Consider the following 14091-nt stretch of genomic DNA (forward strand, 5'->3'; position numbering starts at 1 on the left):
GCGCGGGGAGAGCGGGCTCAGCCCTGCGGCTCGCTCATCGTCAGGTCCTTGATGACGACCTCCTTCTTGGGGTGGCCGCCGCCGTTCTGGGCGAACGCCTTGTCGTCGCCGGCCTTGGCGACGGCCTTGACGATCTCCATGCCGCCGGTGATCGTGCCCAGGACGGTGTAGTTCGGGTCGAGCTGCGAGTCGCCGTAGACGATGAAGAACTGGCTGCCGGTGGTCCCGGGCCCCGCGTTGGCCATCGCGATGACCCCCTCCGGGTACGGCGGGCGCTTGTCGGTGGGCAGGTTCTCCTCGGCCAGCTTGTAGGCCGGGCCGCCGGTGCCGTCGGTCTCCCGCCAGCCCTTGCCGGTCGCGCTCGGGTCACCGCACTGCAACACCTGGATGCCCTGGGTGACCAGGCGGTGACACTTGGTGTTGTCGAAGAAGTTCTTGCTGGCCAGGTGGGTGAAGCTGGCCGCGGTGCACGGGGCACCGGCCCGGTCCACCTTGGCGGTGATCGGGCCCAGGTTGGTGTCGATGGTCAGGGTCTGCACCCCGGTGTTGGCCTGCTGGGCCGTCGGCATCCCGACGTCCTTGATCTGCTTCGGGCGGCCCTGCGTGGGCACCTCGGTGAACGCGCACTGCACGAAGCCGCTGGCGGCGGTGGTGTCCTTCTTCTTGTCGTCGTCGCCGCCGACGGTGGTGGCCAGCCAGACGGTGCCGGCGACCACGAGCAGCAGGGCCGCCCCGGCGCCGACGATCGCCTGGGTCTGCCGGCGCTTGCGGGCCCTGGCCGCCTGTGTGGCCATGTTCCGCTGCAGTCGGGCCTTCGCCGCCGCGCGCTGCCGCTCTTTCGTGGACGTCACGGTCGATCCTCCTGGGCTGGGTCTTCGGCGCGGTCGGTGCCGCGGTACGGGTCGGGGCCGCTCAGCCGGCGCTCGGGCTGGCCGCCGGAGCGCCCGACGCCGGAGCGGTCGCGGCCGGCTCCGACCCCGTCGTCGGCTCGCCGACGGTGAGGCTCTGGATCACCACGTCGGCACCCGGCTTGACCTTGGCTCCACTGCCATTGTCCACGGTCTTCAGCGCACCGACCTTCGTGACCACGTCGAGCCCGCCGGTGACCTTCCCGACGATCGGGTAGGCCGGCTTGGCGGGATCGAAGTCCTTGAAGAAGACGAGGAACTGGCTGCCGTTGGCGCCCGGCGGGTTGGCGATCATCGCCACCGTGCCCTTCGGGTACGCCGGGGGCTGGCCGGGCGAGGGGCTGGCCGACGGGCTCGCCTCGGGCACCTCCGGGACGTTCTCGTCGTAGAACGAGTAGCTCGGGCCGCCCAGGCCGGTGCCGCTGGGGTCGCCGCAGCGCAGCGCGCCCTCGGCGGTGATCTCGTGGCACTTGGTGTTGTCGTAGAAGCCCCGGCCGGCCAGGTGGGCCAGGCTGGCCCCGGCGCAGGGGGCGGAGGCGAGGTCGAGGGCGACGGTGACGGGGGCGCCCTGGTTGGTGGTGACCGTCATCGCCCGGGTGCCCTCGGTCGGCACGTCCTTGCTGGGCGGGGTGCCGACGTCCTTGAGGTTGGTGTTCGCGGTGGCGTCCTGCGGCGTCCAGAGGCAGACGTCCTCGTCGGCCGCCTTGGTCTGCGGGTCGTCGTCGAAGGCGCCCAGCGCCCACGCCGAGCCGGCCACGATCAGCACGAGCACCACGGCCGCGCCGATGCCGGCCTGGATCTGCCGACGCCGCCTGGTCCGGGAGGCTCGTCGGGCCAGCTGGCGGTCGAGCTTGGCCCGCGCGAGTTTGCGCTGCCGGTCCCTGCTGGAAGCCACCCGTGCGCCCCTTCCTCTACCCTGATGGTCGTCGGCGGCAGGCGTCGCGCCCCGTCGGGTGCGCACGTGCGCCACGCCACACGCCCGCCAGAGTGTACGGGTAGCGGCTGGGAAAGTGGGGTACGAGGTCGGGCGGGGTTCTCCACCGTGCCCCAGCGGGGCGGGTGGGGCGGCGCATTCCGCTCGCCGCTGGGGCTAGGCTGCCGTGCAGGGACGACAGCTCGACGGAAGGGGACCGGCGTGCTCGTGGCGAGCTTTCCCGCGGACGCCTTCGGCACCAACTGCTATGTGGTGGCGACCGCGCCGGGGGAGCAGTGCGTGGTGGTCGACCCGGGCATCGGGGTGCTCGACCGCCTCGACGCCGTGCTCGCCGAGCACCGCCTGCACCCGGCCGCCGTGCTGCTCACCCACGGCCACCTCGACCACACGTTCTCCGTCGCGCCGGTCTGCGGCGCCCGGGGCGTCACCGCGTACGTGCACCCCGCCGACCGGGAGCTGCTGGCCGACCCGGGCAAGGCGCTGTCGATGGACCTCAACCAGCTCTTCGGGGGGCGGCTGCCCTACACCGAGCCCGACGACGTCGCCGAGCTGACCGACGGGGCGACGCTCTCCCTGGCCGGCCTGGAGATCAGCGTCGACCACGCCCCCGGCCATACCGGCGGGTCGGTGCTGTTCCGGCTGCCCGCCGCCGGCTCGCGCTGGGACGCCGAGCAGGTCTGCCTCTCTGGCGACGTGCTCTTCGCCGGCTCGATCGGGCGCACCGACCTGTGGGGCGGCAGCATGCCCCGGATGCTCACCAGCCTGCGGGAGAAGATCCTTCCGCTGGCCGACGACACGGTGGTCCTGCCCGGCCACGGCCCGGCGACCACGATCGGCCGTGAGCGGGTGAGCAACCCGTACCTGCTCGAGGTGGCGGCCTCGGGCGACGCGCGCCCGGCCGGGCCCCGCCGCGGCCTGTAGCTCCTCCGCCCGCCGTCGCGGGCCCAGACCCGTACCGCCCGCCGTCGCGGGCCCACGCCCGCCCCGCGCCCCGCGCGCGGCCGCCAAGGAGCACGCCAATGAGCAAGCCCACGCCGATCTCCGGCTTCCCCGAGTGGACGCCCGCGCAGCGGATGATCGAGCAGTTCGTCCTGGACCGGATCCGCAGCACCTTCGAGCTGTACGGCTTCGCCCCGCTGGAGACCCGCTCGGTGGAGCCGCTGGACCAGCTGCTGCGCAAGGGGGAGACCTCCAAGGAGGTCTACCTGCTGCGCCGGCTGCAGGCCGACGCCGACGGCCCGGCCGGTGACGACTCCCTCGGGCTGCACTTCGACCTGACCGTGCCGTTCGCCCGGTACGTGGTGGAGAACGCCGGGAAGCTGCAGTTCCCGTTCCGCCGCTACCAGATCCAGAAGGTGTGGCGCGGCGAGCGCCCGCAGGAGGGGCGCTACCGGGAGTTCCTCCAGGCCGACATCGACATCGTCGACCGGGACACCCTGCCGGCGCACTACGAGGCCGAGATGCCGCTGGTCATCGGCGACGCGCTGCGCTCGCTGCCGATCCCGCCGGTGCGCATCCAGGTCAACAACCGCAAGATCTGCGAGGGCTTCTACCGGGGCATCGGGCTGACCGACCCGGAGGCGGCGCTGCGCGCGGTCGACAAGCTCGACAAGATCGGCCCGGCGAAGGTGGCCGAGCTGCTGGCCGAGACGGCCGGGGCGAGTGAGTCCCAGGCGAACGCGGCGCTGGCGCTGGCCGGGATCTCCGCCCCGGACGCCTCGTTCGCCGACGCGGTGCGCGCCCTCGGGGTGAGCGACCCGCTGCTCGACGAGGGAATCGAGGAGTTGGTGGCGGTGGTGGAGACCGCCGCGGCGCACGCCCCGGGGCTCTGCGTGGCCGACCTGCGCATCGCCCGGGGCCTGGACTACTACACCGGCACCGTGTACGAGACGCAGTTGGTCGGCTACGAGCGCTTCGGCTCGATCTGCTCCGGCGGCCGGTACGACAACCTGGCCAGCTCCGGGGCCACCCGCTTCCCGGGCGTCGGCATCTCGATCGGTGTCACCCGGCTGCTCGGCCTGCTCTTCGGCGCCGACGCGCTGTCGATCTCCCGCGCCGTGCCGACCTGCGTGCTGGTGGCGGTCACCAGCGAGGAGCGGCGGCCGGCCAGCAACGCCGTCGCCGACGCGCTGCGCCGCCGGGGGGTGCCCACGGAGGTGGCCCCGAGCGCGGCGAAGTTCGGCAAGCAGATTCGCCACGCCGAGCGGCGCGGCATCCCGTACGTCTGGTTCCCGGGCGTCGACGGGGCGGCGGACGAGGTCAAGGACATCCGCTCCGGCGAGCAGGCGGCGGCCGTGGCCGACCGGTGGAGCCCGCCGCCGGCGGACCTGATGCCGCAGGTGGGCTGAGCGGGGCGCGGCGGCCGGCCGAGCGCCGGCGCGCGGGCGGGGCGTTACTGGCGCGTACGGCGGGGAAGACCTACGGTGGCGAAAGTTACGCCACCGTAGGGAGACCGTCGTGACCGCACTGAACGAGACCGCCCTGCTCGTCGAGCTCGAACCCGTCGTGGAGAAGAACCTCGACCGCCACCTGGCGATGGCCAAGGAGTGGTTCCCGCACGAGTACGTGCCGTGGAGCGAGGGGCGCACCTTCGACGGCCCGCTCGGTGGCGAGGCGTGGGCGGAGACGGACTCGACGCTGCCCGAGGTGGCGCGGACGGCGTTGATCGTGAACCTGTTGACCGAGGACAACCTGCCCGCGTACCACCACCAGATCGCGGCGCTCTTCGGCCGCGACGGCGCGTGGGGCACCTGGGTCAACCGGTGGACCGCCGAGGAGGGGCGGCACGGCACCGCCATCCGCGACTACCTGACGGTGACCCGGGCGGTCGACCCGGTGGCCCTGGAGCGGGCCCGGATGGTGCACATGGGCGCCGGGTACTCCAACTCCCACGACCAGTCGATGCTGCGCTCGCTGGCGTACGTGTCGTTCCAGGAGCTGGCGACCCGGATCTCGCACCGCAACACGGGCCGGGTCACCGGCGACCCGACCTGCGAGGCGCTGCTGGCCCGGGTGGCCGCCGACGAGAACCTGCACATGGTCTTCTACCGCAACCTGCTGGCGGCGGCGTTCGAGCTGGCCCCGAGCCAGACGATGCGGGCGGTCGCCGAGGTGCTGGCCGACTTCTCGATGCCCGGGGTGGGCATCGAGGGCTTCACCCGCAAGTCGGTGACGATCGCCCTGGCCGGCATCTACGACCTGCGGCAGCACCGCGACGACGTGGTGGTCCCGGTGCTGCGCCAGTGGGACGTGTTCAACGTCGCCGGCCTGGACGCCGACGGCGAGGCGGCCCGGGAGGAGATCGCCGCGCAGCTCGACAGCCTGCAGCGGCAGGCATCCCGGTTCGAGGAGAAGCGCGACGCCCGCGCCGCCCGCCTGCTGGCCGCGCGTTCCTGACCCCGCTTCCCATCGCCCCGTCCCACCGTGCGCCGTCCGCGGCGCGGTGGGGCGGGGCTTTGTGTCGTCGGCCTGCGGCACCGGGGCGACACTATCATGGATTTCGATGTGGCCGATCGTCGAAAATCGATCTCAATATGACGCGGGTAAACGTGATGTTGCAGGTGGACGTCGGCTGTGACCGGATGGAAACGGTATGGAACCGGGGCTTGCGGGCAATCTTAAGTATGTGAATACTTCAGTTCAGCCGGCCGGTTCCCCCGATCCGATCGCCGGCTCTCGGGTCCGTCACCCCCGGCGTGACCCGTCCCCCTTCCGGGAGGTTTGTACATGCGACCCACCAGGTCCTCGCTCCTCCGCGCCGCGTCCGTCGCCGCAGCCGGCACGCTGGTCGCCACCGCGCTGATCGGCGCGCCCGTGCAGGCCGCGCCCTCGCCGGCCTCGCCCGACGCCGCGGCCACCCTGGCCGAGCGGCTCGGTGACCGCTCCGCCGGCACGTACGCCGACGCCAGCGGCAAGATGGTCGTCACCGTGACCGACGAGGCCGCCGCCCGTCAGGTCCGCGCCTCCGGCGCGACCGCCAAGCTCGTGAAGCGCGGCGCCGCGGAGCTCAACCGGGCCACCGCCGAGCTGGAGCGCTCGGCCGCGATCCCGGGCACCGCCTGGTGGACCGACGCGGTCACCAACCAGGTCGTCGTCTCCGTCGACAGCACCGTCACCGGCGCCAAGCTGGAGCGGGTCAAGGCCGCCGCGGCCCGCACCGGCGGCGCCGTCCGCGTCGAGGCCGAGGCCGGCGTGCTCAGCACCCGCATCTCCGGCGGCCAGGCCATCTACGCCGGTGGCGGCGGGCGCTGCTCGCTCGGCTTCAACGTGCGCAACAGCGCCGGGACGACGTTCTTCCTGACCGCCGGGCACTGCACCAACATCTCGTCCAGCTGGTACAGCAACTCCGGCCAGACCAGCGTGCTGGGCACCCGCACCGGCACCAGCTTCCCGGGCAACGACTACGGCATCGTCCGGCACAGCAACTCCGCCAACGCCACCGGCAACGTCTACCTCTACGGCGGCTACCAGGAGATCAGCGGCGCCTCCAACGCCTACGTCGGCCAGAGCGTGCGGCGCTCCGGCAGCACCACCGGCGTCAAGAGCGGCTCGGTGACCGCTCTCAACGCCCGGGTGAACTACGCCGAGGGCTCGGTCTCCGGCCTGATCCGCACCACCGTCTGCGCCGAGCCCGGCGACAGCGGCGGCTCGCTCTTCGCCGGCACCAGCGCCCTCGGGCTCACCTCCGGCGGCAGCGGCAACTGCTCCTCCGGCGGCACCACCTACTTCCAGCCCGTCACCGAGGCGCTGAGCGCCTACGGCGTCAGCATCATCTGATCCCACCGCACCGACGCGCGAGCGGGTCGCCGGCCTCCGGCGGCCCGCTCGTCCGCGTACCCCCTCGGGGGGTGACCGGGCGGCGCGGGGGGCGAGCCGGGTTCGCGTTGGTCGACTGGACGCGGACCAAGCGGGGTACATGCCCCCGGTGAGCGCCGCACCGACACCGACAGCGCACCCCGAGGCGTCCGGCTCCGCCTGGGCCCCCCTGCGCATCGCCGCCTTCCGCAGCCTCTGGCTGGCCGTGCTGGCCAGCAACGTCGGCACCTGGATGCAGACCGTCGGGGCCCAGTGGCTGCTGGTCGACCAGCCCAACGCGCCGACCCTGGTCTCGCTGGTGCAGACCGCGAGCATGCTGCCCGTGCTGCTGCTGGCGCTGCCGGCCGGCGCGCTCGCCGACACCCTCGACCGGCGGCGGCTGCTGATCGGCGTGCAGAGCTTCCTGGCCGCCGTGGGGGTGCTGCTGACCGCACTCACCGCCGCCGACCGGATGCCCCCGGCCCTGCTGCTCACCCTCACCTTCGCCCTGGGCGTCGGGCAGGCGCTGACCCTGCCGGCCTGGCAGGCGGTGATCCCCGAGCTGGTGCCCCGGGAGCAGATCGTCTCCGCCGCCGCCCTCGGCTCGGTCAGCGTCAACCTGGCCCGCTCGGTCGGCCCGGCGGTGGCCGGGGTGCTGGTCGCCCAGGCCGGGGTGGCCGTGGTCTTCGCGGTCAACGCCGTCTCCTTCGCGATCTTCGCGCTGGTGCTGCTGCGCTGGCGGCCCGAGCGCCGCGCCGCCGACGCCACCCCGGAACGCTTCACGGCCGCGCTGCGCGCCGGCGGCCGGTACGTGCGGCACTCGCCGGTGGTGCGGCGCATCCTGTTGCGGGCCGGGCTCTTCGTGGTGCCGGGCAGCGCGCTGTGGGCGCTGCTGCCGCTGGTGGCCAGCCGCCGCCTGGGGCTGGGCTCCGGCGGGTACGGCCTGCTGCTGGCCGCGCTCGGCGTCGGCGCGGTCGCCGGCGCCCTGGTCCTGCCCCGGATCCGCCGCAGCATCTCCAGCAGCCAACTGCTGGCCGTCGCCGGGGTGGTCTACGCCGGGGTGCTGCTGATCCTCGCGCTGGTGCCGGTGCCGGCCCTGGCGACGGCGGCGCTGGTGCCCGCCGGGCTGGCCTGGATGACCGTGATGTCCACGATCAACGCCGCCATGCAGCTCTTCCTGCCGGGCTGGGTGCGCGCCCGGGGGCTCTCGGTCTACCAGATGGTCTTCGCCGGTGGGCAGGCGCTCGGCGCGCTGGCCTGGGGTGCCCTCGGCGAGCTGACCAGCCTGGTCGTCGCGCTCGGCGTCGCCGCGGTGGTGATGGCCGGCTGCGCGCTGACCGTGCCGCTGTGGCCGCTGCGCGACACCCGGGGGGTCAACCGGGACCCGGCGATCTACTGGCCGGAGCCGCACCTGACCCCGGAGAGGGCCCCGGGCGCCGGCCCGGTGCTGGTGACCGTCTCCTACACCGTGGCCCCCGAGCGCCACGACGCCTTCGTCGAGGCGATGCGGGCGGTGGGCCGGTCCCGGCGGCGCACCGGGGCGGTGCGCTGGGGGCTGTTCCGCGCGGGGGAGCGGGCCAACGGCTTCGTCGAGGTCTACCAGGTGCCGTCCTGGGAGGAGCACCTGCGCCAGCACGGCGGCCGACTCACCGGCGCCGACCAGGCCATCGAGGACCGCGCCCGGGCCCTGGCCGAGGAGCCGGTGCGGGTCAACCACCTCCTGCCCACCGGCGACGAGGACTGAGCCGGGGCCTCCGGGATCCGCTGGCCGCCGTCGCCCCGCAGCCCGGCAACCGCGCCCGGTGACGGTGGCGGCCGGGGCAGCCTGACAGAATGCGGGGGCAGACCGATCCGCAGATGAGGGAGACGCAAGCCGTGATCCGTACCCATGACGCCGGCAGCCTGCGCGCGACGGACGCCGGCACCACGGTGACGCTCGCCGGGTGGGTGGCCCGCCGGCGCGACCACGGCGGTGTCGTCTTCGTCGACCTGCGGGAGGCCTCCGGCGTCGTCCAGGTGGTCCTGCGCGAGGAGGACGCGCACGCGCTGCGCAACGAGTTCTGCGTGCAGGTGACCGGCGAGGTGACCCGCCGCCCCGAGGGCAACGAGAACCCGGAGCTGCCCACCGGCGAGATCGAGGTGACCGCCAGCGCGCTGGAGGTGCTCTCCGAGGCCGCCCCGCTGCCGCTGCCCGTCGACGACCAGGTCGAGGCCGGCGACGACATCCGCCTGAAGTACCGCTACCTCGACCTGCGGCGCAGCGGCCCGGCGCGGGCGCTGCGGCTGCGCTCGCGGGCCAGCCAGCTCGCCCGGGGCGTGCTGCACTCCCGCAACTTCCTGGAGATCGAGACCCCGACGCTGACCCGCTCCACCCCCGAGGGCGCCCGCGACTTCCTGGTCCCGGTGCGCCTGCAACCGGGCAGCTGGTACGCGCTGCCGCAGTCCCCGCAGCTGTTCAAGCAGCTGCTGATGGTCGGCGGCATGGAGCGGTACTACCAGATCGCCCGCTGCTACCGCGACGAGGACTTCCGCGCCGACCGGCAGCCGGAGTTCACCCAGCTCGACATCGAGATGTCCTTCGTCACCGAGGACGACGTCATCGCCCTCGGCGAGGAGATCGTCGCGGCGCTCTGGTCCGACCTGGCCGGCCACGAGATCACCCGGCCGATCCCGCGCATCACCTGGCACGACGCGATGGCCCGCTACGGCTCCGACAAGCCGGACCTGCGCTACGGCGTCGAGCTGACCGAGCTGACCGAGTACCTGCGCGGCACCACGTTCCGGGTCTTCGCCGGGGCGATCGACGCGGGCGGGTACGTCGGCGCGGTCGTCATGCCGGGCGGGGCGGGCCAGAGCCGCAAGGAGCTGGACGGCTGGCAGGACTGGGCCAAAGCGCGCGGGGCCCGGGGCCTGGCGTACGTGGTGCTCGACGCCGAGACCGGCCAGGCACGCGGCCCGGTGGCGAAGAACCTCTCCGAGGCGCACCTGGCCGGCCTGGCCGACGCGGTCGGGGCGAAGCCCGGCGACGCGGTCTTCTTCGCCGCCGCCGCCGACGCCCGGGAGGCGCAGGAGCTGCTCGGCGCGGCCCGCGTCGAGATCGCCAAGCGGGCCAAGCTGATCGACGAGTCCGCCTGGGCGTTCTGCTGGGTGGTCGACGCGCCGATGTTCGAACGGACCTCGGACGACAATGGCGGGGCGGGTGGCTGGACGGCCGTGCACCACCCGTTCACCTCCCCGAACGGCGACTGGGTCGACCGCTTCGAGCAGGCCCCCGACCGCGCCCTGGCGTACGCGTACGACATCGTCTGCAACGGCAACGAGATCGGCGGCGGCTCCATCCGTATCCACCGGGGCGACGTGCAGAAGCGGGTCTTCGACCTGCTCGGCATCACCCCCGCCGAGGCGCAGGACAAGTTCGGCTTCCTGCTGGAGGCGTTCAAGTACGGCGCCCCGCCGCACGGCGGCATCGCGTTCGGCTGGGACCGGGTCTGCATGCTGCTGGCCGGCGCGGACTCGATCCGCGAGGTCATCGCGTTCCCGAAGACCCGGGGCGGCTTCGACCCGCTGACCGGCGCGCCGACCCCGATCACCGGCCAGCAGCGCGCCGAGGCGGGCATCGACGGCAAGCCGAAGCCGGCCGCCGCCGCGCACACCGGCACCGCCGGCCCGGCCGCCCCGGTGGCCGACCCGGTCTGAGGCGGTCCTTTCGTGAGGTAGGGCGGGGCGTCACTTCGGTGACGCCCCGCTTCCGTGGCTTGAGGGGGAGCGACGTGACGCTGCTCGTGGTGGGTGCCAGCGGGTACCTCGGCGCGCAGGTGTGCCGGCAGGCCGTCGCGGCGGGGCGGCGGGTGGTCGGCACGTACCACGCCAACCCCGTCGCGCCGCCCGGCGTGCGGACGCACCGGCTCGACGTCACCGACCGGGCCGCCGTGCGCGCGCTGGTCGCGGCGGTGCGCCCGACCGCCGTGGTGAGCACCCCCTACCGGTACGCCGACTGGACGGTCACCGCCGACGGGGCGGCCCACGTGGCGTACGCCGCCGCCGAGGCGGGGGCCCGGCTGGTGCACCTGTCCAGCGACGCGCTGCACGGCGGGCGCCCCGAGCCGTACGCCGACGACGACGTGCCCACCCCGGTCTTCGCGTACGGGGCGGCGAAGGCGGCGGCGGAGACGGCCGTGCGGGCGATCGACCCGTCCGCCGCGCTGGTGCGTACCTCGTTGATCATCGGCGACGAGCGGAGCAAGCAGATCCGGCTCTGCCTGGACGCCCTGGCCGGCCGGGGGAGCCTCTTCACCGACGAGCTCCGCTGCCCGGTCGACGTGGCCGACCTGGCCGCCGCCGTCCTCGAGCTGGCCGGGGGCGACCACGCCGGCCCGCTCAACGTGGCCGGCCCGGAGGCGGTCAGCCGCGCCGAGCTGGGGCTGCTGGTGGCCCGCCGCTACGGCATCGACCCGGCCGGCCTGCGCACCAGCACCGCCGCCGCGTCGGGCCTGACCCGCCCCGCCGAGGTGCGCCTCGACAGCTCCCGGGCCGCCGACCTGCTCGGCGTCCGCCTGCGCGGCGTCACCGAACTCCTCGCCCCCTGAGCCTGCTCGCCCCCTGCACGGCCCAGGCACACTTTCTATGCACAACTATTGTGCATAGAAAGTGTGCACGGATATTGTGCACCGCATGGGACGCGAGGAGACGACCGGCCAGCCGCGCCAGGTCCGGCTGGACCATCGGCAGGTGCGGGTGCTGGCGCACCCGCTGCGGCTGCGGCTGCTCGGCGCGCTGCGCACGCACGGGGCGGCCACCGCCACCGGGCTCGCCGAGCTGCTCGACACCAACACCGGCGCCACCAGCTACCACCTGCGCCAGCTCGCCGACGCGGGGCTGGTCGTCGAGGATCCCGACCGGGCCGCCGGCCGGCAACGTTGGTGGCGGGCGGCGCACGAGATCAGCAGCTGGGAGTCGACCGACTTCGACGACGACCCCGACGCCCGGGCCGCGGTCGAGTGGATCCAGGGCGACCAGGTGCGGCTGATCGCCGAGCAGTCCGAGCGGTGGTTCGCCGCCCAGCAGGGCTGGTCGCCCGCCTGGCGGGACGCCATCGGGATCGACGACGCCCTGCTGCACCTCGGGCCCGACCGGCTCCGGGCGCTCAAGGCGGAGATGTGGCAGGTCCTCATGCGCTACCGCGACGAGTCCACCCCCGACGAGCCGGACGCCCAGCCGGTGAACGTCCACCTGGTGGCGTACCCGCTGATCGGCCCGCGGCGGTGAGCGCGCTGACCGTACGCCAGGTGCGGTTCCGCTTCCTGGCCCTGCACGGCCTGCGCTGGCTCCCGGTCGGCCTGCGGGTCCCGGTCATGGTCCTGCTGATGCAGGAGCGCGGCCTGACGCTGTCGCAGATCGGCCTGGCCTTCACCGCGCAGGGCCTGGTGGTGCTGGCGCTGGAGCTGCCCACCGGCGGCCTGGCCGACGCGCTGGGCCGCAAGCCGGTGCTGGTCACCGCCGGGGCGCTCAACCTGGTCTCCCTGGCGCTCTTCGCGGTGGCCGACTCCTTCGCCCTGTTCTTCCTGGTCTTCGCGGTGCAGGGGGCCTACCGGGCGCTGGACAGCGGCCCCCTGGAGTCCTGGTACGTCGACGCCACCCTCGCCGCCGACCCCGACGCCGCCTACGAGCGCGGCCTCGGCCACGGCGGCGCCGTCGCCGGCCTGTCCATCGCCGGCGGCGCGCTGCTCGCCGGAGGGCTGATCGCCCTGGGCCCGGTCGGTCCGGTGAGCGCGCTGACCGTCCCGGTGCTGGCCGCCCTCGCCGCGCAGGCGGCGGCGCTGGCCGCCCTCCTCGCCCTGCTGACCGAGATCCGGCCCGGCCGGGGCTCGCGGGCGCTGCGCGCGTCGGTCGCCGAGGCCCCCCGGATGGTCGGCCAGGCGTTCGGGCTGCTGCGCCGCTCCCGGGTGCTGCTCGCCCTGGTGGCGGTGGAGCTGTTCTGGGGCTTCGGCATGGTCACCTTCGAGTCGCTGCTGCCGGTCCGGCTCGCCGAGGTGGTCGGCGACCCCGAGCGGGCCGCCGCGCTGCTCGGCCCGGCCAGCTCCGCCGCCTGGCTCGCCTCCGCCGCCGGTGCGGCGCTGACCCCGCTGCTGCTGCGCTGGCCGGGGGCCGCCCCCGGCGCGGCGCTGCTGCGGATCCTCCAGGGCGCGACCGTGGTCGGGATGGGGCTGCTCGCCGGCCCGGTCGGGGTGCTGATCGCCTACCTGGCCTGCTATGCCGTGCACGGCGCGTCGAACCCGCTGCACACCGGCCTGCTGCACCGCCAGGTCGACGGCCCGTACCGGACCAGCGTGCTCTCGCTGAACTCGATGATGGCCCAGCCGGCCGCCGCGCTCGGCGCGGTGGTGCTGACCGCGCTAGCCGACCGCACCAGCGTCAGCGCGGCCATGCTGGTCGGCGCGGCGGTCCTCGCCGTCGCCGCCCCCCTCTACCTCCCCGCCTGGCCCCCCACCCCCACCCCCACCCCCACCCCCACCCCCACCCCCACCCCCGACCGATGACCCCAACGCCGTCCCGGCGCCCGCCGAGACGCGTTGATCAAGAGGTTTGCGTCAATCTCGATCTCTACGGTGACGCAAACCTCTTGATCGACCTGAAAGGTCACGGTCAGGCGAGGTGGGCTGAGGTGCGGGGGAGGACGTTGGTGAAGCCGAGGCGTTGGTGGAGGCGGGCCGCCCGCGCGTTGTCGGTGTAGACGTTGAGCGTGGCGTGGTCGTACCTGGCGAGCAGCGCCCGGGTCATCGCGGCGGTGAGGGCCGCGCCGAGGCCCCGCCCCCGCCGGTCGGGGGCGACGGCCAGGCCGGCGAGCGAGCCGACGTCGCCCCGGCTGCGGTCCGCCCCGCAGGCGACGAGCCGGTCGCCGTCGCGGATGCCGTACCAGTCGACGACGCCCGGATCCCCCGGGCGGGAAATGGTGCTCGGGAAGGCGGCCTCGATCAGCGCCGCCAGGGCGGGGTGGTCGGCTCCGGTCAGCCGGACCACCCGCTCCTCGCCCGGCTGGGGCGGCGGGGCGACGCTGGTCCAGCGGAAGTCCCAGTGGCCGAGCCGACCCACCGCGAGCCGGCCGGCCAGCGCGTCGGCGTCGAGGCGGGGCAGGTGCACCCGCTGGCCGGGGCCGATCACCCCGGCGGCGACCAGGGCGCCGACGAGCTCCACCGCCGGCCGCGCCTCGCCGAGCACGGCACCGGCCGGTCCCCGGCCGGGCGGGAGCAGCCAGGCCACCGCGCCGCCCCGTCGCCAGCCGCGCAGCGCGTCGTCGCGCCCCAGCAGGTGCCGGACGTACGGGTGGTGGCCGGTGGCGTCGAGGATCGCGGCCCGACCCGACAGGACCTCGGCGGTGATCATGTCGCCAGCCTAGAACGCCCCGTGGAGCGGGTCGGAAAGCCGCCGCCGGTCACGGCGGGTCACCGCTGGCGGCGA

The 14091-nt window shown here is 74.5% G+C and carries 12 protein-coding genes; 9 read left to right on the top strand and 3 right to left on the bottom strand.

The annotated features are described in order from the left end of the window. Window positions 1-17: 17 nt before the first annotated feature. On the bottom strand, window positions 18-851 hold the full coding sequence (locus ACLQ2V_RS20020; protein WP_425720047.1) for a peptidylprolyl isomerase: 834 nt from the start codon (window positions 849-851) through the stop codon (window positions 18-20). Between the two features lie 61 nt (window positions 852-912). Next, window positions 913-1803 (bottom strand): peptidylprolyl isomerase, encoded by an 891-nt coding sequence (locus ACLQ2V_RS20025; protein WP_425720048.1) that lies wholly within the window; start codon window positions 1801-1803, stop codon window positions 913-915. A 240-nt stretch (window positions 1804-2043) separates the two neighbouring features. On the opposite strand from ACLQ2V_RS20025, the gene ACLQ2V_RS20030 reads away from it, so the two are divergent. From ACLQ2V_RS20030 to ACLQ2V_RS20070, 9 genes are all read left to right on the top strand, one after another. Next, window positions 2044-2763 carry an MBL fold metallo-hydrolase gene (locus ACLQ2V_RS20030; protein ID WP_425720049.1) on the top strand — a complete coding sequence of 240 codons (720 nt, stop codon included), beginning with the start codon at window positions 2044-2046 and terminating at the stop codon, window positions 2761-2763. Between the two features lie 98 nt (window positions 2764-2861). Further along, complete coding sequence (hisS, locus tag ACLQ2V_RS20035; protein WP_425720050.1) at window positions 2862-4190, top strand: histidine--tRNA ligase; 1329 nt, start codon at window positions 2862-2864, stop codon at window positions 4188-4190. Window positions 4191-4299: 109 nt separating this feature from the next. Continuing rightward, window positions 4300-5238, top strand: a complete 939-nt coding sequence (locus tag ACLQ2V_RS20040) for an acyl-ACP desaturase (protein WP_425720051.1) — start codon at window positions 4300-4302, stop codon at window positions 5236-5238. Between the two features lie 330 nt (window positions 5239-5568). After that, window positions 5569-6618 (top strand): S1 family peptidase, encoded by a 1050-nt coding sequence (locus ACLQ2V_RS20045; RefSeq protein ID WP_425720052.1) that lies wholly within the window; start codon window positions 5569-5571, stop codon window positions 6616-6618. A 139-nt stretch (window positions 6619-6757) separates the two neighbouring features. Then, window positions 6758-8380 carry an MFS transporter gene (locus tag ACLQ2V_RS20050; protein ID WP_425720053.1) on the top strand — a complete coding sequence of 541 codons (1623 nt, stop codon included), beginning with the start codon at window positions 6758-6760 and terminating at the stop codon, window positions 8378-8380. A gap of 131 nt (window positions 8381-8511) precedes the next feature. Beyond that, window positions 8512-10332 carry an aspartate--tRNA ligase gene (gene aspS, locus ACLQ2V_RS20055; RefSeq protein ID WP_425720054.1) on the top strand — a complete coding sequence of 607 codons (1821 nt, stop codon included), beginning with the start codon at window positions 8512-8514 and terminating at the stop codon, window positions 10330-10332. Window positions 10333-10406: 74 nt separating this feature from the next. Beyond that, a complete protein-coding gene (locus ACLQ2V_RS20060) occupies window positions 10407-11222 on the top strand; it encodes a sugar nucleotide-binding protein (RefSeq protein WP_425720055.1) in 816 nt (271 codons plus the stop codon). Between the two features lie 85 nt (window positions 11223-11307). After that, window positions 11308-11901: an ArsR/SmtB family transcription factor gene (locus ACLQ2V_RS20065; protein WP_425720056.1), complete on the top strand. Its 594-nt coding sequence runs from the start codon at window positions 11308-11310 to the stop codon at window positions 11899-11901. After that, window positions 11898-13172: an MFS transporter gene (locus ACLQ2V_RS20070; RefSeq protein WP_425720057.1), complete on the top strand. Its 1275-nt coding sequence runs from the start codon at window positions 11898-11900 to the stop codon at window positions 13170-13172. The genes ACLQ2V_RS20065 and ACLQ2V_RS20070 overlap by 4 nt, the downstream gene beginning before the upstream one ends. A 106-nt stretch (window positions 13173-13278) precedes the next feature. Here the strand turns inward: ACLQ2V_RS20070 and ACLQ2V_RS20075 are convergent, their stop codons facing one another. Further along, window positions 13279-14016: a GNAT family N-acetyltransferase gene (locus ACLQ2V_RS20075; RefSeq protein WP_425720058.1), complete on the bottom strand. Its 738-nt coding sequence runs from the start codon at window positions 14014-14016 to the stop codon at window positions 13279-13281. Window positions 14017-14091: the final 75 nt, after the last annotated feature.

It is taken from the genome of Micromonospora sp. DT233 (assembly GCF_049841815.1).
Taxonomy (GTDB): domain Bacteria; phylum Actinomycetota; class Actinomycetes; order Mycobacteriales; family Micromonosporaceae; genus Micromonospora.

Bases quoted from the DNA above. Each gene is read 5' to 3' on its own strand.
- ACLQ2V_RS20065 (WP_425720056.1), top strand. From the start codon at position 11,308: ATGGGACGCGAGGAGACGACCGGCCAGCCGCGCCAGGTCCGGCTGGAC.
- ACLQ2V_RS20050 (WP_425720053.1), top strand. From the start codon at position 6,758: ATGCCCCCGGTGAGCGCCGCACCGACACCGACAGCGCACCCCGAGGCG.
- ACLQ2V_RS20075 (WP_425720058.1), bottom strand. From the start codon at position 14,016: ATGATCACCGCCGAGGTCCTGTCGGGTCGGGCCGCGATCCTCGACGCC.
- ACLQ2V_RS20045 (WP_425720052.1), top strand. From the start codon at position 5,569: ATGCGACCCACCAGGTCCTCGCTCCTCCGCGCCGCGTCCGTCGCCGCA.
- hisS (WP_425720050.1), top strand. From the start codon at position 2,862: ATGAGCAAGCCCACGCCGATCTCCGGCTTCCCCGAGTGGACGCCCGCG.